This window comes from Nocardia exalbida NBRC 100660 (assembly GCF_000308575.1).
In the GTDB taxonomy this organism is placed as follows: Bacteria; Actinomycetota; Actinomycetes; order Mycobacteriales; family Mycobacteriaceae; genus Nocardia; species Nocardia exalbida.
In genome coordinates this window covers 1-20,965 of sequence record NZ_BAFZ01000003.1, presented here as the reverse complement: position 1 = coordinate 20,965, position 20,965 = coordinate 1, and the positions used below count along the sequence as shown (strand labels likewise).

21 protein-coding genes, 2 tRNA genes and 1 pseudogene are annotated in these 20,965 nt (G+C 67.5%); 9 read left to right on the top strand and 15 right to left on the bottom strand.

Annotation, left to right across the window (positions count from 1 at the left end; genetic code table 11):
• Nucleotides 1–43 precede the first annotated feature (43 nt).
• The 5 genes from ON29_RS01865 to ON29_RS01850 are packed head-to-tail and all read right to left on the bottom strand — an operon-like array spanning nt 44 to nt 5,331.
• The gene (locus tag ON29_RS01865) at nt 44–871 is read right to left on the bottom strand and encodes a GAF domain-containing protein (RefSeq protein WP_063825233.1); all 828 of its coding nucleotides are present in this window, start codon (nt 869–871) and stop codon (nt 44–46) included.
• Nucleotides 872–879: 8 nt separating this feature from the next.
• Nucleotides 880–1,371 (bottom strand): recombinase family protein, encoded by a 492-nt coding sequence (locus ON29_RS01860; RefSeq protein ID WP_245548797.1) that lies wholly within the window; start codon nt 1,369–1,371, stop codon nt 880–882.
• Nucleotides 1,372–1,379: 8 nt separating this feature from the next.
• Nucleotides 1,380–1,589 (bottom strand): hypothetical protein, encoded by a 210-nt coding sequence (locus ON29_RS36615; RefSeq protein ID WP_217999067.1) that lies wholly within the window; start codon nt 1,587–1,589, stop codon nt 1,380–1,382.
• Nucleotides 1,589–3,517 carry an ABC transporter ATP-binding protein gene (locus tag ON29_RS01855; RefSeq protein WP_040864363.1) on the bottom strand — a complete coding sequence of 643 codons (1,929 nt, stop codon included), beginning with the start codon at nt 3,515–3,517 and terminating at the stop codon, nt 1,589–1,591. Before ON29_RS01855 ends, ON29_RS36615 begins: the two co-directional genes overlap by 1 nt.
• A 2-nt stretch (nt 3,518–3,519) precedes the next feature.
• Nucleotides 3,520–5,331 (bottom strand): ABC transporter ATP-binding protein, encoded by a 1,812-nt coding sequence (locus ON29_RS01850; protein WP_040864362.1) that lies wholly within the window; start codon nt 5,329–5,331, stop codon nt 3,520–3,522.
• Between the two features lie 218 nt (nt 5,332–5,549).
• Here ON29_RS01850 and ON29_RS01845 point away from each other — a divergent pair, with 218 nt between their 5' ends.
• Nucleotides 5,550–5,828: a putative quinol monooxygenase gene (locus ON29_RS01845; protein ID WP_040864361.1), complete on the top strand. Its 279-nt coding sequence runs from the start codon at nt 5,550–5,552 to the stop codon at nt 5,826–5,828.
• Here ON29_RS01845 and fadD32 read toward each other — a convergent pair.
• A complete protein-coding gene (gene fadD32, locus ON29_RS01840) occupies nt 5,825–7,753 on the bottom strand; it encodes a long-chain-fatty-acid--AMP ligase FadD32 (protein ID WP_040864369.1) in 1,929 nt (642 codons plus the stop codon). The two genes, ON29_RS01845 and fadD32, sit on opposite strands and share 4 nt — an antisense overlap.
• 108 nt (nt 7,754–7,861) lie before the next feature.
• A complete protein-coding gene (locus ON29_RS01835; RefSeq protein ID WP_040864360.1) occupies nt 7,862–9,112 on the bottom strand; it encodes a KasA/KasB family beta-ketoacyl-ACP synthase in 1,251 nt (416 codons plus the stop codon).
• Nucleotides 9,113–9,444: 332 nt separating this feature from the next.
• On the opposite strand from ON29_RS01835, the gene ON29_RS01830 reads away from it, so the two are divergent.
• The 5 genes and pseudogenes from ON29_RS01830 to ON29_RS01805 all read left to right on the top strand — a co-directional run bounded on the left by ON29_RS01830 (nt 9,445) and on the right by ON29_RS01805 (nt 13,294).
• On the top strand, nt 9,445–10,578 hold the full coding sequence (locus ON29_RS01830) for a DNA cytosine methyltransferase (protein ID WP_174315463.1): 1,134 nt from the start codon (nt 9,445–9,447) through the stop codon (nt 10,576–10,578).
• Nucleotides 10,575–11,003 (top strand): very short patch repair endonuclease, encoded by a 429-nt coding sequence (locus tag ON29_RS01825; protein ID WP_040864358.1) that lies wholly within the window; start codon nt 10,575–10,577, stop codon nt 11,001–11,003. Before ON29_RS01830 ends, ON29_RS01825 begins: the two co-directional genes overlap by 4 nt.
• Before the next feature lie 155 nt (nt 11,004–11,158).
• Nucleotides 11,159–11,866 (top strand): annotated as a pseudogene (locus tag ON29_RS01820) (DUF998 domain-containing protein); the annotation flags it as partial.
• An 81-nt stretch (nt 11,867–11,947) separates the two neighbouring features.
• A complete protein-coding gene (locus ON29_RS01815; RefSeq protein WP_040864367.1) occupies nt 11,948–12,340 on the top strand; it encodes a RidA family protein in 393 nt (130 codons plus the stop codon).
• Nucleotides 12,341–12,571: 231 nt separating this feature from the next.
• Nucleotides 12,572–13,294 carry a maleylpyruvate isomerase family mycothiol-dependent enzyme gene (locus ON29_RS01805; protein WP_040864356.1) on the top strand — a complete coding sequence of 241 codons (723 nt, stop codon included), beginning with the start codon at nt 12,572–12,574 and terminating at the stop codon, nt 13,292–13,294.
• A 668-nt stretch (nt 13,295–13,962) separates the two neighbouring features.
• Here the strand turns inward: ON29_RS01805 and ON29_RS35535 are convergent.
• The 5 genes from ON29_RS35535 to ON29_RS01775 form a co-directional block, all read right to left on the bottom strand.
• Nucleotides 13,963–15,078 (bottom strand): hypothetical protein, encoded by a 1,116-nt coding sequence (locus ON29_RS35535; RefSeq protein WP_157172627.1) that lies wholly within the window; start codon nt 15,076–15,078, stop codon nt 13,963–13,965.
• Nucleotides 15,079–15,085: 7 nt separating this feature from the next.
• Nucleotides 15,086–15,598 carry a hypothetical protein gene (locus tag ON29_RS01790; protein ID WP_040864353.1) on the bottom strand — a complete coding sequence of 171 codons (513 nt, stop codon included), beginning with the start codon at nt 15,596–15,598 and terminating at the stop codon, nt 15,086–15,088.
• Between the two features lie 69 nt (nt 15,599–15,667).
• Entirely contained in the window at nt 15,668–15,877 is a 210-nt protein-coding gene (locus ON29_RS01785) for a hypothetical protein (protein ID WP_040864352.1), read from the bottom strand.
• On the bottom strand, nt 15,877–16,146 hold the full coding sequence (locus tag ON29_RS01780; RefSeq protein WP_040864351.1) for a hypothetical protein: 270 nt from the start codon (nt 16,144–16,146) through the stop codon (nt 15,877–15,879). The genes ON29_RS01785 and ON29_RS01780 overlap by 1 nt, the downstream gene beginning before the upstream one ends.
• The gene (locus ON29_RS01775) at nt 16,133–16,534 is read right to left on the bottom strand and encodes a DNA-directed RNA polymerase subunit beta (protein WP_245548796.1); all 402 of its coding nucleotides are present in this window, start codon (nt 16,532–16,534) and stop codon (nt 16,133–16,135) included. Before ON29_RS01775 ends, ON29_RS01780 begins: the two co-directional genes overlap by 14 nt.
• A gap of 319 nt (nt 16,535–16,853) precedes the next feature.
• On the opposite strand from ON29_RS01775, the gene ON29_RS01770 reads away from it, so the two are divergent.
• Nucleotides 16,854–18,128, top strand: coding sequence for a helix-turn-helix domain-containing protein (locus tag ON29_RS01770; RefSeq protein WP_083863181.1), 1,275 nt, complete (start codon nt 16,854–16,856; stop codon nt 18,126–18,128).
• A 13-nt stretch (nt 18,129–18,141) separates the two neighbouring features.
• Nucleotides 18,142–18,612 (top strand): SAM-dependent methyltransferase, encoded by a 471-nt coding sequence (locus tag ON29_RS01765; RefSeq protein WP_040864350.1) that lies wholly within the window; start codon nt 18,142–18,144, stop codon nt 18,610–18,612.
• Between the two features lie 155 nt (nt 18,613–18,767).
• Here the strand turns inward: ON29_RS01765 and ON29_RS01760 are convergent.
• The 3 genes from ON29_RS01760 to ON29_RS01750 all read right to left on the bottom strand — a co-directional run bounded on the left by ON29_RS01760 (nt 18,768) and on the right by ON29_RS01750 (nt 19,760).
• A tRNA-Arg gene (locus tag ON29_RS01760) sits at nt 18,768–18,840 on the bottom strand.
• 34 nt (nt 18,841–18,874) lie between these two features.
• Nucleotides 18,875–18,964, bottom strand: a tRNA-Ser gene (locus tag ON29_RS01755).
• Between the two features lie 88 nt (nt 18,965–19,052).
• Nucleotides 19,053–19,760 carry a dienelactone hydrolase family protein gene (locus tag ON29_RS01750; protein ID WP_040864364.1) on the bottom strand — a complete coding sequence of 236 codons (708 nt, stop codon included), beginning with the start codon at nt 19,758–19,760 and terminating at the stop codon, nt 19,053–19,055.
• A gap of 117 nt (nt 19,761–19,877) precedes the next feature.
• On the opposite strand from ON29_RS01750, the gene hisC reads away from it, so the two are divergent.
• Nucleotides 19,878–20,951, top strand: a complete 1,074-nt coding sequence (gene hisC / locus ON29_RS01745; RefSeq protein WP_040864349.1) for a histidinol-phosphate transaminase — start codon at nt 19,878–19,880, stop codon at nt 20,949–20,951.
• Nucleotides 20,952–20,965 lie beyond the last annotated feature (14 nt).

The window sequence follows — 20,965 nt, the reverse complement described above, 5'->3', positions numbered from 1 at the left end:
TGCCGGTGCCGCACGGGGCCGGGAGGTTGGTTCGTGGTGACGGTCAGCGGTTGCGGTAGGCGGCCAGGCCACCGAGTTCCTCGTTGGCGATGAACACCGAACGGACGTTGATGATGGCCTCTTCGACGTGGGTGGTGCAGCCCCAGGCCGAGTCGCCCCACGAATCGGCGATCTTCAGCTCGGCCGACGCGGTGCAGCCGGCGGTGCCGCCGAGCTGGCAGTGCTCAGGGTGCGGCGTGGTGGCCTGTACGGCAGCCGCGGCTCGTATCCGGTCGGCGAGCTCGGCGGCGGCAGCGGCGCGTTGCTCGGCATCGTCGCGCAACTGGCGTTCGGCGCGTACCGCCTTGATGGTGGCCAGGCGCAGCTCCAGGTGCTGCGCGACCTGGTCGGCGAGATAGCCGAGCACGGTCCTCTGCACCTCGCTCAACTCCCGAGGCATGGCGTCGATTGCGGTAACGGTGCCGAGGTGGTGCCCGTCGGAGGTGACGATCGGGGCGGCGGCGTAGAACCGCAGCCCCAACTCACCACGTACCAACGGATGATCGAGGGTGCGCGGATCCGTGGCCGCGTCGTTGACCACGTACGGGCCCTCGGCGCAGAACGCCGACGCGCACAGTCCCGGTTCCGTGCCGACCTGCGCGACACCATCCAGTCCCTTGGCCGCGGCGAACCAGACCCGGTCGGCGTCGACGATGCTGACCGTGGCGATCGGGGTGCCGCACACCGCTGCGGCGGTCGCCGCGATGGTGTCGAACTGGCCGTCGGTTGGAGCGTCGAGGATCTCGTAACGGCGTACCGCAGCTAGCCGGGCGGGGTCGGTGAGGGCGGTTCTGTCGGCGGTGATCGACACGGTGTGGTGCTCGCTTTCCATGGGGGTGTTCAGGCCGGGTTAGAGTACGTGGTTGCGGCGGTCATGCCGCATCCGCTGTGGCTGTGGAGTGCGGCTTTCGGTTCGCCTGCGGCAGCACGGGCGCGCAGTTGCACAACCTGCTCAGCGGTGAGGGCGGGCTTGCGGCCCTTGTAGGCACCACGGGCTTTGGCCGCGGCGATCCCTTCCCGCTGCCGTTCCAGGATCAGGGCGCGTTCGAATTCGGCGAAGGCACCCATCACCGACAGCAGCAGATCGGCCATGGGAGAGTCCTCCCCGGTGAAGGTCAGGTTCTCCTTCATGAATTCGACCCGTGCACCCTTGTCGGTCAGGACGCGGACCAGGCGGCGGAGGTCATCGAGATTGCGGGCGAGGCGATCCATGGAGTGCACGATCACGGTGTCGCCGTCGCGGACGAAGCCGAGCATTTCCTCGAGGGCGGGACGCGCGGAGTTCTTGCCGGATGCCTTATCGGTGAAGACCCGCTCGACTTCGACCTCCAACGCGTGAGCTAGCACGGGTTGCAGCCCCGCAGCGAACTTCGCCACCCCTGCTGTACACCGGTGGAGGCATCGGCGGTGATCCACACGATCGGGCGATGCCCGTGGGGGCGGGTCGCGGCCCAGTGCGCGACCAGGGTGCTCTTGCCGATCCCACCCAGGCCGTGCACCGCCTGCACCACTACCCGGCCAGTGCAGCCAGCACGGGGTCGAGTGCTCATCACACCAGCGACTCCCGCCACGCCGCGTGCAGGCCCGCGAACCGACCGCTGCCCGCGATCAGGGCGTCCGGCGCGCCGTCCTCGACGATCCGGCCGGATTCCAGCACCAGCACCCGGTCCGCGATCGCCACCGTGGACAGCCGGTGGGCGATGATCACCGCCGTGCGCCCGCGCAGCACGGTCTCCAGCGCCCGCTGCACCAGCCGTTCGCTGGGGATGTCCAGGCTCGAGGTGGCCTCGTCCAGCACGATCACAGCCGGGTCGGCGAGGAACACCCGCGCGAACGCCACCAGCTGCCGCTGCCCCGCCGAGAGCCTGCCGCCGCGCTTGCGCACGTCGGTGCCGAAGCCTTCGGGCAGCGCCTGCACGAAGTCGTACAGGCCGACGGCGCGCGCCGCCGCGAACACCTCCGCGTCGGTGGCCTCGGGCCTGCCCAACCGGATGTTGTCGGCCACCGAACCGGAGAACAGGTAGGACTCCTGGGTGACCATCACCACGTTGCGGCGCAGGTCGGCGTCGGACACCTCGCGCAGGTCGACGCCGTCCAGGGTGACCGTGCCGCCGGACGGGTCGTAGAACCGCGTCAATAGCTTCGCCAGCGTCGACTTGCCCGCACCGGTCGCACCCACCAGCGCGATGACCTGCCCGGCCGGGATGTCCAGGGTGAACTCCGGCAGCACCGGTCGCGCCCGCCGATCGGGCTCACCCGGTTCGGTGGACGGCGCCGTGTGGGCATCCGTCCGCGCGGACGAGTAACCGAACCACACCTTCTCCATGCGCACCGCGCCCGACGCCTTCTCCAATGCCACCGGCCGCGCGGGCTCGGGAACCGACGGCTCCTCCTCGAGCACGCCCGAGATCTTCTCCAGCGCGGCCGCCGCGGACTGGTAGGCGTTGAACACCTGCGCCAGTTCGTCCAGCGGCCCGTAGAACTCGTTGAGGTACAGCAGGTAGGCCGCGAGCACGCCGACCGCGAGGTCACCCTCGATCACCCGCCAAGCGCCGACCACGATGACGGTGACCGTGGTCAGGTTGCCGAGCAGCTTGGTCAGCCCGGCGTAGTCGCCCATGCCGCGCATCGCCGCGGTGGTCGCCTGGCGGTATTCGGAGTCCTCGATCGCGAGCACCGACTCGTTGCGCTGTTCCCGGCGGAACGCCTGCACCGCCCGCATGCCGCCCATCGACTCGACGAACTGCACGACCACCTTGGCAATCGCGGCGCGCGTGCGCCGGTAGCCCGCTCGCTGCCTGCGCTGCGCCCACCGGGTGACCATCACCAGCGGGACGAATCCGACCAGCACGATCGCCGCGAGAGCCTGATCCAGGTAGATCAGCAGCGCCGCGATGGTGAGCACCGACAGGATCGCGCTCAGCGCCTGGTTGAGGGCGCTTTCCAGCAGATCCTGGAGCGTCTCGATGTCGCCGGTGAGCCGCGCCACCACCTTGCCGGAGGTGTATTTCTCGTGGAAGGCGACGCTGAGCCGCTGCACGTGCGTGAACGCGCGGACCCGCAGGTCGAACAGCACGCTCTGGCTGAGCCTGCCGGACACCCGCAGGAAGGAGTACGTGCAGACCACGCCGAGCAGGACCGAGCCGAGGTAACCGGCCACGCTCCCGGCCAGCGGCCCCCAGTTCCCCTCGACACCGCGCGCGATGCCGGTGTCCAGCGCGTGCGCGACGAACAGCGGCGCGGACACCTTCGCGACGTTGTCCAGCACGATGAGCACCAGCGCGAGCGCGGTGAGCTTGCGGTAGGGCTTGACCAGGTCGAGCAGCAGCCGCCGGGAGCGGCCGGCCAGCACCAGATTTCCGGTCTCGGTGACCGCTTTGTCCTCGCCCGCGATGCCACGCCAGTCGGCCGCGGCTTCCTCGCGTGCCGGAACGGGCTCCGGTGCTTCGTCTTTCGAGTCACTGATCGTCGTGGTCATCGCTACTCACCTCCCATCAGTTCGCGGTAGCTCCTGCTGGTACGAAGCAGTTGATCGTGGGTGCCCTCCGCGACGATCCGTCCGTCGGCGAGCACCGCCACCCGGTCGGCCAGCGCCGCCGTGGACGGGCGATGCGCGACCAGCAGCGTCGTCGCGTCGGCCAGCACGGTGCGTAGGCGTGCCTGCACCCGCTCCTCGGTCTCCACGTCGAGCGCGGACAGCGGGTCGTCGAGCACCATGATCCGGCTGCGCTCGCCCCCGCCCGCACCGGTGAGCACCGCGCGGGCCAGTGCGAGCCGCTGCCGCTGGCCACCGGACAAGCTCAGGCCCTGTTCGCCGATCCTGGTGTCCAAGCCCCAAGGCAGGTCGTCCACGAACTCGGTGGCCTGCGCGACCTCCAGGGCGCGGCGCACCTCGGCGTCGGTGGCGGTCGGGTCGCCGAGCGCGACGTTCTCGCGCACGCTCGCGGAGAACAGCACCGGATCCTCGAAGGCGACCGACACCAGCGACCGCAGATCGGCGACTCGCATCGTCGCGATGTCGATGCCGTCGATGGTGATCGCACCGTCCGTCACGTCGTACAGGCGCGGGATCAAGTTGAGCAGCGCCGTCTTTCCGCTTCCCGTCGCGCCGACCAGCGCCACGGTCTCGCCGGGACGCACCCGTAACGACACCTCTCGCAGCACATCGTCTTCGGCCTCGGGGAAGGCGAATCGCACGGCGTTCAAACGCAATTCGCCGCGGATGCGCTCGGGCAGGTCCACCGGGTCGGCCGGGTCGGTGATGTCGGCGGGGGTGTCGATGATCTCCCAGTACCGGTCGGCCGCGGTGCGCGCGTCGTTCAGCTCGGCGAGCAGGAAGCCGGTCCAGATGATCGGCCACTGCAAGAAGGTCGCCAGCGTGATGCCCGCGATCAAGGTGCCGAGCGTCATCGTGCCGTGCGCCACCGCGTACCCGCCGTACCCCAGCGCGAACGCGATGGCCAGCTGCGGCAGGCTCACCATGAGCGACCACAACGTCGCGTCCAGGCGCGCTTTCAGCAGCTCGGTACGCCGTAGCTCCTGCGCCTGCGCGGTGAAGCGGTGGCCGAAGAACACGCCGCGCCCGAACGCCTTGAGCACCCGGATGCCCTGCGCGGATTCCTCTGCCGTCGTGGCCAAATCGCCGGACTGGTCCTGAGACCGCCTGGAGGCCACCGCGTATCGGCGCTCGAAACGAATGCAGCCGATCACCAGCGGGATCGAGATCACCGCGAAGATCAAGCCGATCTGCGGGCTCAGCCCGATCAGCACGAGCAGGCCGACCGGGATGATCACGCAGTGGACCAGCAGGAACGGCGCCGCGAAGGACACGAACCGGCGCATGGTGGCCAGATCATCGATCGCTCGCGAGAGCAGCTGACCCGACTCCCACGCGTCGTGCCTGCCGATCGACAGCGCTTGCAGCTTGCGGAAGATCTCGGCGCGCACCGTGATCTCGAACCGCGTCGCCGGCGCGGCGATCAGCCAGCGGCGCCCCCACACGCCTGCGGCCTCCACCAGGCCGAGCGCCGCGACCGCGGCCACCGGCCCGAGCGCGCCCGCGAGATCGCGGTGGGCGACCGGGCCGTCGATGATCCGGGCGATCATCAGCGGGATGACGACGGCCGTCAGGCCGGACAGCACCGCGAGGCCGCTGGCGACGAGCAGGACGCCGGCATGCGGACGCAGGTACGGCCCGAATCGGCGCAGGGAATGCAGGCGGCCCGTGGCGGCGGGCCGCCCCGTTCTGTCGGCCTCCGGTTCGGCCGACGAAACGTCCAGTGCGACAGACAAGACTCCCCCTCGAGGTATGTGACTGGCGGCGGAGAACGGGACCCACGGTGATGTTCGCAACGGGGTCCGACATTCCAGGGTCGCACCGGAACATGTATCGACCAACCGATTTTCCGGCTGCCGCCGGAGATCCGCGGCGACGGGTGCGACGCTCATTCGCCAAGCCAACAACCTCGAGTGAACTCGAGGTCAAACCGCAAAGATCTAGACTTCCTCCCATGCTGATCGTCGCCGAGTATCTGCGGGTCACCGATCGCGACCGCTACCTCGACAGCTGCCGGGAGGTGGTGGCGCTCGCCCGCGCCTGCGATGGCTGCCTGGACTTCAGCCTCGGCGCGGACCTACTCGAACCCGATCGGGTGAACGTCTACGAGCGCTGGACCACCCGTGCCGCGGTGGAACGCTTCCGCGGCACGGGTACCTCTGGCGACCTCGACGACCGAATAGTGGGCGCCGACGTCCGGGAATTCGAGTACGAGGCCGAGACCCGCCTCTAGCCGACGACCGCCGTCTCCGACTCCCACTCCTGCGGCGCGTCCGGGAACGCCTGCTGCTGGTGGCCGCCGCGCAGCGTGCCCTCCAGGTAGGCCGCCCGGCAGGCGCGGCGGGCGATCTTCCCGCTGGACGTGCGCGGAATCGAACCGGCGGGCACCAGCAGCACGTCCCGGACCATGACGCCGTGGCGATGCGCGATCGCGGCGCGCACGGTGTCGGCAACCGACTCCGACTCGAGCTTGCCCGCCCCGGTATTGCGCTCGGCGACGATCACCAACTGCTCGGAGGTGTCCTCGGCGTCGAACGCCAGACCGGAGCGGCTGCCCTGCTCGAAGACCAGTGCGGGCAGTTCGTTGGCAGGCACCGAGAACGCCGCGACGAAGCCGGGGCGCAGTGCGTTGCTGGATTCCTGGGCCGAGAACTCCAGGTCCTGCGGATAGTGGTTGCGCCCGTCGACGATGACCAAGTCCTTGACCCGGCCGGTGATGTACAGCTCGCCGTCGAGGTAGGCGCCGAAATCGCCGGTGCGCATCCAGTTGGCGTCGGGCGGCGTGCCCTCCGCGTGGCTGCCCTCGGGCAATCGGGCGGCCAGTTTCGCGCGGAAGGTGGCCTCGGTCTCCTCGGGGCGCCCCCAGTACCCGATGCCCATGTTCTCGCCGTGCAGCCAGATCTCACCGACCTCGCCGTCCCGTCGCTCGGTGCCGTGTTCGGGGTCGACGATCACCGCCCACTGCGACAGCGCGACGTACCCGCAGGACACCTGCGCGATGGCGTTGTCGGCGTCCGCGGCGACCTCGACCATCCGCCCGGCGTTCAACTCGGTCCGGTCGACATGGACGACCTTCGCCTTGTCCTGGGCCCGGGTGGCGGAGACGAACACCGTCGCCTCGGCCATGCCGTAGGAGGGCTTGATCGCCGTCTCCGGCAACCCGTACGGCGCGAACGCCTCATTGAACTTCTTCATCGACGACACCGACACCGGTTCGCTGCCGTTGATCAGCCCGATCACATTGGACAGATCCAATTTCTCGCCCGGCTTCGGCTTGCCGCGAGCCGCGGCGTGTTCGAACGCGAAATTGGGTGCGGCGGCGAATGTCCCGGCGCCGTCGGAGGCCGCGGCCAGTTCCTTGATCCAGCGATAAGGGCGCCGCACGAACGCGCTCGGCGACATGATCGTGATGAATCCGCCGCCGACCGTCGGCAGGATCACGCAGAGCAGGCCCATATCGTGGAACAGCGGCAACCAGGTGACCCCGCGCGAATGCTCGGTGACGCCGATGGCATCGATCATCTGCAACAGATTCGTGCCCACCGCTCGATGGGTGATCGCTACGCCCGCAGGCGTCCGGGTCGACCCCGAGGTGTATTGCAGATAGGCGACGCTGTCGATGTTGATGTCCGGGCGCACCCACGAGGCGCCGACGCTATCGGGGATCGCCTCCACCGCGATGATGCGCGGACGCTGCTGCGGCGGCAGATGCCGGAAGAATTTCCGCACACCACCGGCCGCGGAGCCCGAGGTGAGGATCGCCGCCGGAGTGCAGTCGCCCAGCACCGCGTGCAAGCGGTCGGTGTGGCCCTGTTCCTCCGGATCGAACAGCGGGACCGCGATAGTGCCCGCGTACACCGCGGCGAACAGCGAGACGACGTAGTCGAGTCCTTGCGGAGCGAGAATCGCCACTCGGTCGCCCGGCTGGGTGACCTGTTGCAGCCGTGCCGCCACCGCGTGCAAGCGCACACCGAACTGCCGCCAGGTGAGTTCGTGGTACTCGCCGTCCCTTTCCCGGGAGTAGTCGATGAAGCGGTAGGCGAGTTCGTCGCCGTTCTCCGCGCTGTGCTTGTCGACGAAGTCGATCAGGGTCCTGTCGCCGCGGATTCTGATATTGCCCTGATCGTCCAGATAGTCGTCGAAGGTTTCGTCGATCATCGCCTTATCCTTTTCCAGCGCACAGCCACTCAGGGCGTGCAATGACACCGAACACAGGTCGATAACGAAGCGCCGGGAAGGCTAGCAGGTGTCCCGGCCACCTGGCGGTCAGTACCGTCCGAAGGCGAGCGCGACATTGTGCCCGCCGAATCCGAACGAGTTGTTCAGGGCGTAATCGATGCGGCCGGGCCTGGCTTGGCCGTGCACCACGTCCAGATCGATCTCCGGATCCTGATTGTCCAGATTCAGCGTGGGCGGAACGATTTCGTCGCGCACGCTCAGCACCGTGAGCACCGATTCGAGCGCCCCCACCGCGCCGATGGAATGACCGAGGGCCGACTTGGGCGCGTAGACCGACGCGTGGTTGCCCACTGCCTGGCTGATCGCGCGCGCCTCCGCCGTGTCACCGATCGGAGTGGCGGTCGCGTGCGCGTTGACGTGCGTGACATCGGTCTTGGCCAGACCCGCCGTGCGCATCGCCCGGGTCATCGCACGCGCGGCCCCGGTGCCCTCCGGGTCGGGCGCCACCAGGTGGAAGCCGTCGGAGGTGATGCCCGCGCCCATCAGCCGGGCGTGGATGGTCGCGCCGCGCGCTCTGGCGTGCTCCTCGGTCTCCAGCACCATCAGCGCGCCCGCCTCACCGAAGACGAAGCCGTCCCGCTCGGCGTCGAACGGACGTGAGGCGCTCTTCGGCGCGTCGTTGCGGGTGCTCATCGCGCGCATCATGCTGAACGCCGCGATCGCGAGGGCCTGGATGGAACCCTCCACACCGCCGGTGACCACCATGTCGGCGTCACCCATGACGATCGCCCGCCACGCGCCGGCGATCGCCTCCGCACCGGAGGAACAGGCCGACACCGGCGTCGTCACCCCGGCACGCGCCCCGAGTTCCAGCGCGACGCAGGCGGCGGCGCCGTTCGGCATCACGGCCTGCACGGTGTACGGCGACACCTTGCGGTAACCCCCGTTCCGCAGCTTGTCCCGAGCGTGGATCATCGCCTCCGCGCCGCCGAGCCCCGTGCCGATCGACACCGCCAGACGGTGCTTGTCCACCTCGGGACTGCCCGCGTTGCGCCAGACCTCACGCCCGAGCACGACGGCCAACTGTTCCACGTAGGCGAGCCTGCGGGCCTCCGCCACGTCCAGATACGTCGCGGGTGGGACCTCGAGATGGCCGCCGATGCGCACCGGCAGTTCGAATTCGTCGATGAAATCGTCTTCCAGGACGTCGATACCGCTGTCGCCGTTGAGCAAGCCCTTCCACGTGGAATCCACGTCACCCGCGAGGGAGGTGGTCGCCGCGAGGCTGGTGACCACAACGGGGGGAAACTGTCCGTTTCTGGTGGAAGGCATCTGCATGTTTCGCTCACTTTCCCTAGCGTCGCTCTGGAACGTCGTCGAGCAGAAGCAATGCGAGCGCGCCACCAGGATCGTGGGCGGCCCGCACGGATAGCACTGGAGCGCAGGCGGAACGGCCGGTCATCACGTCCCTGTGCGACCACCCTTGTGCATTATTGGAAATGCGCACGGATCGCACTGCGTGACACGCGGACCGTACCAGGTGCCGAGACCGATGGTCGCGTGTTCGGGTATCGCCTCGGACGACTCGAGTAACCTGCTCCCGGGCACTGGACGCGCGGGCGGCGTCCGGTGTGGACGCGAGAAAGGGAAGGTCGTTGACGGGCGCGCGGATGGTCGGGCTGTTCGCCGGGATCGGCGGACTCGAGCTCGGCCTCGGCAGGCACGGCTGGCACACCGAGCTGCTGTGCGAAATCGAGCCCGGGGCCCAAGGGGTGCTCGCCGCCCGTTTCCCGGACGTGCCCCTGCATTCCGACATCACCCGGCTGCGGGCGATCCCGGCGGGGACGGAACTGGTCGCGGCGGGATTCCCGTGCCAGGACCTGTCCCAGGCGGGGCGCACCGCGGGCATCACCGGCACGCGCTCGGGTCTGGTCGACGAAGTGTTCCGGCTGGTGCGCCGCAAGCGCGGCCCACGCTGGCTCCTGATCGAGAACGTGCCTTTCATGCTCCAGTTGGGGCGCGGCGCGGCGATGCGGCACATCACCGGCGCGCTCGACGAACTCGGCTACACCTGGGCCTACCGCGTCGTGGACGCCCGCGCCTTCGGCCTGCCCCAGCGCCGCCAGCGGGTGCTGATGCTGGCTTCCCGCACCGAGGACCCGCGCGGGGTGCTGTTCGGCGAGGACGCCGGTCCCCGCGTGATCGGCGATCCCGAGGTCGATCCGTGCGGCTTCTACTGGACCGAAGGGGTCCGCGGACTGGGCTGGGCGGTGAACGCGGTTCCGACGCTGAAGGGCGGCTCCGCGCTCGGCATCGCCAGCCCGCCCGCGGTACGGCTGCCCTCCGGGGAGATCGTCACGCCGGGGATCTCGGACGCCGAACGACTCCAGGGCTTCGACCCTGGCTGGACGGCACCCGCCACCGAGATGCCAGGCATCCGGAAGGGCCACCGCTGGAAGCTGGTCGGCAACGCGGTGAGCGTGCGGATGGCGGCCTGGGTGGGATCGCGGCTGGCCGCTCCGCTCGACCCGATCTCCGGGGATCAGCCGCTGGCGCCGGGCACGCCGTGGCCGGTCGCGGCGTGGGGGCGCGCCGGTACGGCCTACCGGGTGCCGGTCTCGACCTGGCCGGTGCACGAGCCGTACGAGGACCTGGCCCACTTCCTCACCGACGCGCGGTTGCTGTCCGCACGCGCGACGGCCGGATTCCTGCGCCGCACCACCATGGGCAGTCTGCGTTTCCCGCCCGGCTTCCTCGCCGATGTGGAATGCCATTTGGATCGGATGGGCGGCTGGGCGGCATGAACCGGCCCCCTACCGACGCGGCCACCAGCGCGCGGATGGCCCGCCAGCGGCGCACCGGCACCGATCCCGAACTCGCGCTGCGCCGGGAACTGCATCGCCGCGGGCTGCGCTACTTCGTCGACCGCGCGCCGATCCGGGGTCAGCGCAGGCGCGCCGATCTGGTCTTCCCACGCCGACGAGTCGCGGTCTACGTGGACGGCTGTTTCTGGCATCGCTGCCCGCAGCACGCCACCGATCCGAAGAACAACGCCGAATGGTGGGCGGTCAAACTGGCGGGCAACGTGGCCAGGGACCGGGCCACCGACGCGGCACTCGTCGCGGCGGGATGGCGCGTGGTCCGCGTCTGGGAGCACGAGGATCCCGTCAGCGCGGCCGATCGCGTCCAGGCCGAGTTGTCAGCGGTGGTGGCGCACCCGCACGAGTGAACGCGGAGCGTGTGCGGCCAGGTAGCCGGACATCACCATCACCGTGATGACCGCGATTCCGGCGGCGGCAGTCGCGAAACCGAGCATGGGGACCTCCTCGAGTTGCAGCTGTCGACCAGCGTGCCGGGCGAAGCTGACAAGACCCTGTGTCCCGGATGGTAGTGACGTGTGCGGCCCGCCGCTGTCCGGCGCGCTCTAGAAACCAGCACAATGGGGACGTGACGGATGGCTCGGACATCGCCGTTCGGCGGGCGCGACCGGCAACTGTGCTGGTCGCCGCGGCGATCGCGATCGCGGGGCTCTGCTATTCGTCCTGGGTGCTCCAGTTCGCGCTGAAGATCGACCTCGACCCGGTCGACACGTTCCTCAGCGAACTGGACGCGGAGGGCAAGCCGTACCGGGAGGTGTTCGCGACCGCGGACCTGATCGTCGGGGTGTCGCTCATGCCCGCCGCCGTCGCGGGACTGCTGTTGTTCCCCCGCCGGAGGATGACGACGGTCGGCTGGATCGCGCTGTTCTGCTTCGGCGCGGCGACCATCGCCGACGTCCTGCTGCCGCTGCGCGACTGCACGCCCGGCGAGAGCGGGTGCGGCGGCCCGAGCGAACTGTTTCCGCAACTGCATCAGCCGCACGCACTGACGAGCACGCTGGCGGTCACCTCCATCGCGGTCGCCGCGTGCGCCTTCAGCCTCGCCGCGTTCCGCTACCGGCGCTGGCGGGTGCTGCGCGAATTCGGCTTCGTCGTGTTGGTGATCGGCGCGCTGGCGACGACCTGGATGCTGGTGGCCGACAATCTGCCGGGCAACTACGCCCTCGGGATAGCGCAGCGGATTCAGGTGGGTGCGATGTCGCTGTGGTTGATCACCTTGGCCGTGGCGGTGGTCTTGGAAGGTCGGGAGCGTGCCGAGCCGAACTCCGCTGACCACCATGCGATGCTTTCGCCCATGAGTGATCGCGTGAACATCTCCTCGGGCTCGGAGTTCGAAGACCTCGTCGGCTACTCGCGGGCGGTCCGGCTCGGCAATGTCGTCGCGGTCAGCGGAACCACCGCTTCGGCCCCCGGCGGCACGGCCGTCGGCGGCGACGACATCGGCGAGCAGACGAGGGAAACCCTGCGGCGCATCGGCTCCGCGCTGGAGGAGGCGGGCGCGAGCCTGGCCGACGTGGTGCGCACCCGCATCTTCGTCACCGACATCACCCGCTGGCCCGAGGTCGCCAAGGCGCACGCGGAGGTGTTCCGCGAGATCCGTCCGGCGACCGCCATGTACGAGATCAAGGGCTTGATCACCCCAGCCCTGCTGGTCGAGATCGAAGCCGACGCGATCGTCGCCGGGTAGGGCGCCGACCGCACACCCTCCACGTGCCCGCGAACACGCTGGTCGACGAGCTGATCGTGCTCGACCGCGGTACGCCGACCGGACACGCGATCGCCGGTGGCCGATGCAAGGGCGCGCCCATCACGCCACGCGGGCCCTCGGATTCCGCGTGGCCCCGGATAAGCCGTTCCCAGAACGAACCCGGCCCGTCGTTCGCGACGAGCCGGGCTCTCTCTCGCTAGGGTCGAAACCGTGACCACCGCCTCGCAGACCCCCGTGCAACTCGATACCGTCGCCGAGGCGACCACCCGCCTGCTCGACACCATCCGCGGCCTCGACGAGCACGCCGTCGCCGAACCCTCCTCGCTGCCCGGCTGGACCCGCGGCCACGTCATGGCCCACCTCGCCCGCAACGCGGACAGCCTGGTGAACCTGCTGCTCTGGGCCCACACCGGCGTCGAAATCCCGCAGTACGCCAGCGCTTTCCTGCGCGACAGCGACATCGAAGCGGGCGCGCCCCGCCCGCTCTCCGAACAACTCGCCGACAACGAGGCCGCCGCCACCCGCTTCCTCGGCCTCGCCCGCTCACTCACCGACGACGCTTGGCAAGCCCAGGTCCGCACCCGCCAGGGCCGCCCCATACCCGCGACCGAAGTCCTCTGGATGCGCCTGCAAGAGGTCGAAATCCACCACGTCGATCTGAACGCGGGCTACACCCCCGCCCACTGGCCCGCGCCCTTCGTCACCCGAATCCTCCCCCAGGCCACCGCCGACCTCACCCGCCTCACCACCGACACCCCCCTCGCCCCCTTCACCCTCCACGCCACAGACTCCGACTTCACCGCCACCATCGGCCCCACCCCCGCCACCCACACCATCTCCGGCCCCGCCTCCTCCCTCGCCGCCTGGCTACTCGGCCGCAGCCCCGGCCCCGACCTCACCGGCGAGCTGCCGGACCTCCCCGCCTGGAAATAGCGGAACAGTTCGATCACCGTGACGACGCGCACCTACATGGACGCCATCGACGCCGTTGCAGGGCGGTGCGGTGACGGGCATGGACGCACTGTCGAGTGACATTGTCGTCAAATAGTGTCCTCAGAGATGCGAGAAGCCCCCCTTTGTGTATCCGAGGGGCCTTGTACCTGCGTGCGCCCGAAGGGATTCGAACCCCTGACCTTCTGTTACCGATCAGGCGCAGCAGACGGGTAGCAACAATTCTTAATAGTTCTCGCTACCAGCGGAACTCAACGGAATGCTGTACAGGCCGCTTCCCATCGAATCCGGTTCGCATTCACTGAAAACGTGTCGTTAGTGTGTCGCAGATCGAATGATCCGATCCCACTATCCACCTGGGTGTCTCCCTTACGCCACGACTCGACTTCAACGACCAGCCCCAGGGACCCCTCTCCCACACGACTACACAGCACCGCACCACTCGGTTGTTCTCCCCGTATACGCATTCCAAGGCCCCCTCTCCCTGCCTGCATGAATATTGGCCCGTATGCCTCGGAGTGGGTCACCATTGCCAGGGGAGGTCTTTAGCCCACACAGGAACGTGCCGCCAGATTGGCTTCTGAGCGATGAAATCGGTTGGACCCACCTCCTGAGGCAAGGGCGGCGCTGTGAGCAGCGGCGGAAGTCGGTTATCGGTCGCGAGATATTTCACGTGAGCGTTCCTGCCCTTGCCCAGTGCCGCCACGCACAACGCCTGGCGCATGACCAGGTGGCTCCCGCACCGCCGCTGATGGTGGTTGCGCTTGGCCGAGTTCGAGAAGCTTCACCACTTCCGGCGGCACTCCCCGGGCTTGGAGGCGTGCCAGTTCTCCCGCGCGTCCTTTGTTGTCGGCTGCCTCGCGGGCAGTGCGAGCTTCTTCGCGCGCTTTCTCCTCCGCTCTGCGGGCGTCGGCTGCTGCACGCTCCAAGCTGGCGGCGTCGGCTGCCTCTCGGGCCGCCTGTTCCCCAGTATCGGCGGCTTCCCGTAGCTGAGACTGTTCGGGCACTGGGAATTCCAGCGCCACCCGTTCGGCAGCCTCACGTTCGATCCGTGCACCGGGTGTTTCGCGCGCCTGTCTGGCCAGCTTGGCTTGTTCGTGCGCTTGCCGCTCGCGCTCGACTCGCGCGGAGGCTGCCGAACGGCCACGCGTAGCACCGTCGCGGAATCTCAGCAGACTCCGGAACTTCTCGGCTCGCTCGCGCGCCTTCTTCGCCAGCTCCGCCAATTTCCCCCGCTGCTCGCGCTGGTGCGCCTTTTGCTGCCGCGCCTTCTCGCCGACACCGGGCAATTCGAGCTGCTGACCCCGCTCCAATTGCAGCCCTCGTGCCCAGATTTCGCGGGCATCGGCTCGGGAAATTATCTGATGCGTGAACCGGTCCCCGAAATCCTGAATTAGTCCCCTGATCAGTTCTTGAGCATTTTTCGAGATGAACTCGCCTTCGACCGAACGCAGCGTGTGATGATTGATCTCTCTGTTCTCGAGAAGTTCCCTGATTCCCGTGAGCTGCTTTTCGTCCTTCCGTCCTTCGATGCGGCCTGACTTTTCTTCGATAGAATCGGCACGACTCCGGTCACGCTCGTTTTTGATCTTGTCGAACTGGATTCGTTCTATGCGGCCGTTCTGGTCTCGGAACTCATATTTACGCGATCCCCGGGTGTATCCGTTTTCACGATCACGAAAGAATTTGTTGGTGCCGTTCTCGAAGATCCTGCCGCGCTCGTTCGGTTCGAAATCGTCGCGATCCCTGGTGTAGCCGTCATCCATTGAGGGCCTACATCAGATTGTAGTACTTCCTTCGCAGGTCGGCAGTAATGTGAATGAAGCCGTCACCATATTCCATATTGTGGTAGATCATGGAGTCGATGTAGTCGAATACCGTGCATTCGTCTTCGTCACCGTCGTAATCTACCCATCGCAATGCCGGATTCACGCCGCCGCCATAGAACGATTTATCGTGACCATATTTAGTGTGGTCGACCCATTCGCCATACACGTATTTCTCGAAACATGCGCCGAGGAAGCAAATGAATGCATCGGTCATATCCTGGTTTTCGGGAAGGTACGGCGTGTCCGGATCCGGGAACAGTTCTCTGCATACATCGTTCAGCCGGTCCAGGTCCGGAGAGTCTTCGGGCCACAGCTTCGAAGGAAGGCGTTGCAACCCCGCATGGTTCAAGAACTTCCGCACCTGCGCCGCACGCCGGTCGGGATCGACCCATTTCCCCCATTCGGTCTGCTCGACGGGTACGCCGAGGTCCATGGTCAACTGCTCGTCAGTCCCCATGCCTAGCTCCTTCTCGTCATGGTCCGAACAGGTCAGTGTCGCGCGTGCACGGTCACCGGGCAAGGAGCATCATCGCTCGATATACAGCCGTTCACACGGCAACCTGAGCCAGCCCTCAGCACTATCAGGGAGCACGTTCACGGCGTCGACGTAGTGCCGTTCCCGATGCTCTTGAACGAACAGTAGGGCGGCAGTGAGGCAGGCCGCGAAGTCGAACCGTGCGCCGTGCAGGAAAACCGACAGATGCACATCCGGTTCGTTCGGCAGCGGAGAAGTCATCACATGCCCCGTTCCCGGAACCACCGGTAGTCATCGCGAATCACGATCTCCGCCGCCACCCGAGTCGAACACTGCAACGGGTCGCAACCCTCTCGCATGTCCGGTGCCTTATCCGCAGCGTCACGGTTCATCAGCGGCAGTGCCGGGTTGCTGTGCGAAGTCAGCCGGTCATGCAGCCGCGCTGACGCCGCCTCAACGTCGAATTCGCGCGACTTGCCGCCCTGGAGTAGTTGCAGGTCAGGCCGTTCGGGCTCATCACTGTCCGGCATAAGCCAGTACCCGACGACGTTGCGCCCGCTTCGCTGCCGCGATGTCCCGTATTGCCCGCACTATCAGCCAGCCGGAAGGGCGAACGTGGCTGTCGGGGCGCACGATCCACGCACGGAACGCGGTCCCGCGATCAGCGGGGCTCGGCAATCCGATCGTTCCGCCGTCGCACACGATGGACACGTTGAACCGGAACATCTCGGCGAACAACGGCACGTCGTCGGGCACGTCCGGGCGGATGATGAACGTCCAGCGTTGCGACCGTGGATGCGACAGAATCGGACCCAGCTTGTAACCCTGGTTCTGCATCCGGACTTTCACGTCGTGCCCCAATACGGCGGGCATGGTGATCGCCCACACAGAGCCGCAGCGTGCGACGATCCGCCCCACGTGGGGAGGGTCAACTCTCGCGGGTATATCGCACACGTTCCGGTAGTAGTGGCATCGAGACATCGGTGTGTCCCCGAACGCTTCTCGGCGCATCGCGCTCCCCTGCTCGCACTCGTCGGAATAGGCGCGCCCGGCCCCGGCAACCCCTTGCTCGGTACCCGGGAAGGAGCGGACTGCGGTAAGGGGCTCGCGGTTCCGTACTCCCTGCCGGACGCGTATTCAGATGACCACGGAACATGCACAGAGGAAAATGGATCGGCGTCCACAGCGCATCCACAACTAGCTGTGTGCGCGCCCGTGAACGGCTAGATTCGGCGGTATGGACGGTCACGCCGCTATCGTCGGTGCGCAGCTCCGAGCGGCCCGTGAAGCCGCTGGAATGTCCCTGGCCGCACTGTCTGCTCAGATCCACTACAGCAAGTCGGTGCTTGCCTACTACGAGACCGGAGAACGCACACCGACGCCCGATGTCATAGCGTGTTACGAGAAGCATTTCGGTCGCATCCAAGACCCGGTAGCGGGTTTGCTCAACCTCGGAAAGGCTGATGTGGAACGGCGCTCTTTCCTACGTGTCGGATACTCCACAGCACTCAGCGCATCCGTCCTGCTGCCAGGCGGACTCGACCACCCGGCTGCCCTTCCGCGCAAGGAATCCCGAGTGCGCTACGTGGGGGAAGCCGATGTAGCCGCTGTACGAGACGTGATGCTCGTGTTCTCGCAGATAGATCAACGACTCGGCGGCGGACACGGGCGCACAGCCGTCGTCCAATATCTGACCAACGAGGTAACCGGCTATCTGCGGGGGTCCTTCGCCAGCGAGACCGTGCGCCGCCAGATGTTCTCCGCAGCGGCGGAAATGGCTTACCTCGTCGGGTGGATGGCGTTCGACAACGACGAACACGCGGCCGCACAACGCTACTTCGCCACATCGACGCAGCTCGCCGCCGAGGCGGAAGACGCGCCGCTGGCCGGTCACGTGATGCGCGCAATGGCGCACCAGGCCGTCGACCTAGGACACCCCGAGCAGGGCCTACAGCTGGCCGAAGCATCCGTCAACGGCGCTCGCTATCGGTTGGCCTGCCCCCGCGAGCGCGCACTGCTGAAGGTCGTACACGCGAAAGCATTGAGCGCGGCCGGTCGGCCCGCCGAGTCAGCGAAAGCTCTTCTCCAAGCTGAGCAGGATCTCGCGGCAGCCTCCGACTCCGATCCCGAACCCACTCGGGTGTTCTTCTTCTCCGAGGCGAGCCTCGCCCACGAAACCGCGTGCGCACTGCGGGACGCGGGCAACCTCGCCGGGGCCGCTGACCAATTCCAGCTCAGCGTCCGCAAGCGCAAGGCCACCGCGTTCATACGAACCCATGCGGTGACTCTTGGCTACCTCGGCACGGTGCAGGCCCGCAGCGGCGAAATCGAGCAGGCTTGCACCACCTGGCGTTTCGCACTCGACGCGATGGGCAGGGTGCAGTCCGGGCGCACCCGGAACGCAGCCCGCGACATACGCTCAACGCTGGCACCGTATCGCGACCAGTCCATTCCCGGTGTCCGCGAGACTGACGAGCAAGCAGCCGAGTATCTAGCCGCAAACAAGAAGTGAGACAGGGGTTCGTATGGCTGACGAAGTGTTCGAGGTAGCGCCGGTCGCGCACGTCGTAGGTGGCCGACGCGAACCAACCGATGATCACTGGGGCGGCACCGAGACAATCATTCGCGTCGACGACCCCCGGTTCACCGAAGAGTCGGTACAGGGGTTGGAGGAGTTCAGCCACCTGGAGATCGTGTTCCGGTTCCATCTCATCGACCCAACGGACTTGCACTTCGGTGCACGCAGCGCACGCGACAATCCCGAATGGCCGAAGGTCGGTATCTTCGGGCACAGGAACATGCGGCGCATCAACTGGCTCGGCGTCTCGCGCTGTCGCCTGCTCCGAGTGGACGGCCTGGACCTGCATGTCGCCGAACTGGACGCCGTCGACGGCACGCCCGTGCTGGATATCAAACCCTGGTTCGCGGAGTTCGGCCCTCGCGGAGACGTCGGGCAAGCTGCATGGTCCACGGAAATGCTCAAAGACTACTTCTAGGTGACGACGGGCACCTACATGGACGTGATCGACGCCGTCCAGCGCGACGCGGTGACCGGGATGGACGCGCTGTTCGAGTGACATTGTCGTCAAATGGTGTCGTCAGAGATGCGAGAAGGCCCCTCCCTTGGTACCGGAGGGGCCTTCTACCTGGGTGCGCCCGAAGGGATTCGAACCCCTAACCTTCTGATCCGTAGTCAGATGCTCTATCCGTTGAGCTACGGGCGCAGGTGTTATTCAGTTGTACCCGGTTTCCCGGGCTTGGCGGAGGCGAGAGGATTTGAACCTCCGGTCCCCGTGAAGGGACAACTCATTAGCAGTGAGTCCCATTCGGCCGCTCTGGCACGCCTCCTGGAGCCTTCTCTTCGAGGGCACCGGTCCTTTCGAACCGCCGAGCCAAAAGGTTACAGGAGCTACCGTCCAGATCACAAAACGGCTGGTCAGCGTAGGTTACTGTCGAACCAATCGAAGATTCTGGTCTGGGAATCGACCGCATCATCCCCGTCGTCCGCCTCGGAGGTGTCGGCGCGGTGGTGCGAGCCGGGGTAGGTGACGACCAGGCTGGCGACCGCGGCGCGAGCGGTGGCGTCCCGCAGCTGGTCGACCTGGGCGGGCGGGGTGGCCGGGTCGTCCACGCCGAACAGGCCGAGCCACGGCGCCTGGAGGTTGGGAGCGGCGCGCACCAAGGCATCGGCTTGGTCGGTGAGCGGCTCGATGATGCCGGGTGACGCGACGCTCACCGCGGCGCCGATCGGACGATTGGTCGCGACCAGGAACGCCGCGGTGCCCGCGGAATCGAAGCCGAGCACGCCGATGGTGTCGGTGAACACTCCACGCCGGGTGAGCCAGTCGAAGCAGGCGTCGAAGTCGTCGAACAGCTCGTCACCGAAGACTCCGCCGCCGGGTTGGCCGCCGCCCCGATGGAAGAGTTTGGGTGCGACAACCGTCCAGCCCTCGCCGGCCAGCGCGTCCATCAGGTCGCGTAATGGGCCGGTGAACTCGCTGGACTCGTGCAGCAGCACGATCCCGCCGCGTGCGTTTCCTTCCGGCTCCACCACCGTGATGGGCACCTGCCCACCGCTGGCCGGCCGCTCGTCTTCCTGGTCGCTCGCCCGCAGCGGGGCCGAATCGTCGTAGGTGCCCGACATGAAACCAGCGTAGGGCGCGTTGCCGATCTTCGGTAGAAATTGCACGTGAGGGCGTATAGACCAGAGATTTTCCGGTACGCCGATCGGGCTTTCCACGGTGCCGATTAGGGTTGGAGTGTGACAGCGCAGATCCGGCCGGACCTCGAATCGATCCCGGCGTACACCCCCGGCCGCAGCAATCCCGGCGCGGTCAAGCTGGCCAGCAACGAGACGACCGTCGGTCCGCTGCCCGCCGCCGCCAAAGCCATCGCCGAGGCGGCCGAGCTGGCCAACCGGTATCCGGACAATCAGGTCACCGAGCTGCGCACGGCGCTGGCCGAGTTCCTCGGCGTCGGTTTCGAGAACGTCGCGGTCGGCTGCGGCAGTGTGGCGCTCTGCCAGGAGCTGGTGCAGATCACCTGTTCGTCCGCGTCCGACGAGGTGCTGTTCGCATGGCGCTCCTTCGAGGCGTATCCGATCGTGACCAAGGTGGGCAACGCCACCGCCGTGCAGGTGCCGCTCACGCCCGGGCAGGTGCACGATCTGGACGCGCTGGCCGCGGCGATCACCGAGCGGACCAAGCTGGTCTTCGTCTGCAACCCGAACAACCCGACCGGCACCGCCGTCGGCAAGGCCGAGCTGGTCCGGTTCCTGGACGCGGTGCCGTCGCACGTGCTGGTGGTGCTGGACGAGGCGTACTACGAGTACGTCCGGCTGGCCGACCACCCCGACGGCGTCGAGATCGGCCGGAGCAGGCCCAATGTGGTTGTGCTGCGGACCTTCTCCAAGGCGTACGGCCTGGCCGGGCTCCGGGTGGGTTACGCGGTGGGCGACCCCGCCGTGATCACCGCCCTGCTGAAGGTGCACATCCCGTTCAGCGTGAACCGCCTCGCGCAGGCGGCGGCGATCGCGTCGCTGGAGGCGCGCCACGAATTGCTGGATCGCACCGACCTCCTGGTCACCGAACGCGCACGGGTGCGCGACGCCTTGGTGGCGGCGGGCTACCCGGTGCCACCCAGCGAGGCCAACTTCGTCTGGCTGCCGCTGGGCGCGGGCAGCGCCGAGTTCGGCGAGGCGAGCGCGGCGGCGGGGGTGCTGGTGCGGCCGTACGGGACGGACGGAGTGCGCGTCACGATCGGCGACCCGCACGAGAACGATCTGTTCCTGAGCTTCGCCCGTGAGCCGGAGGTGCTCGCGCGGTTCCTGGGTTAGCGCACGCCGATCGC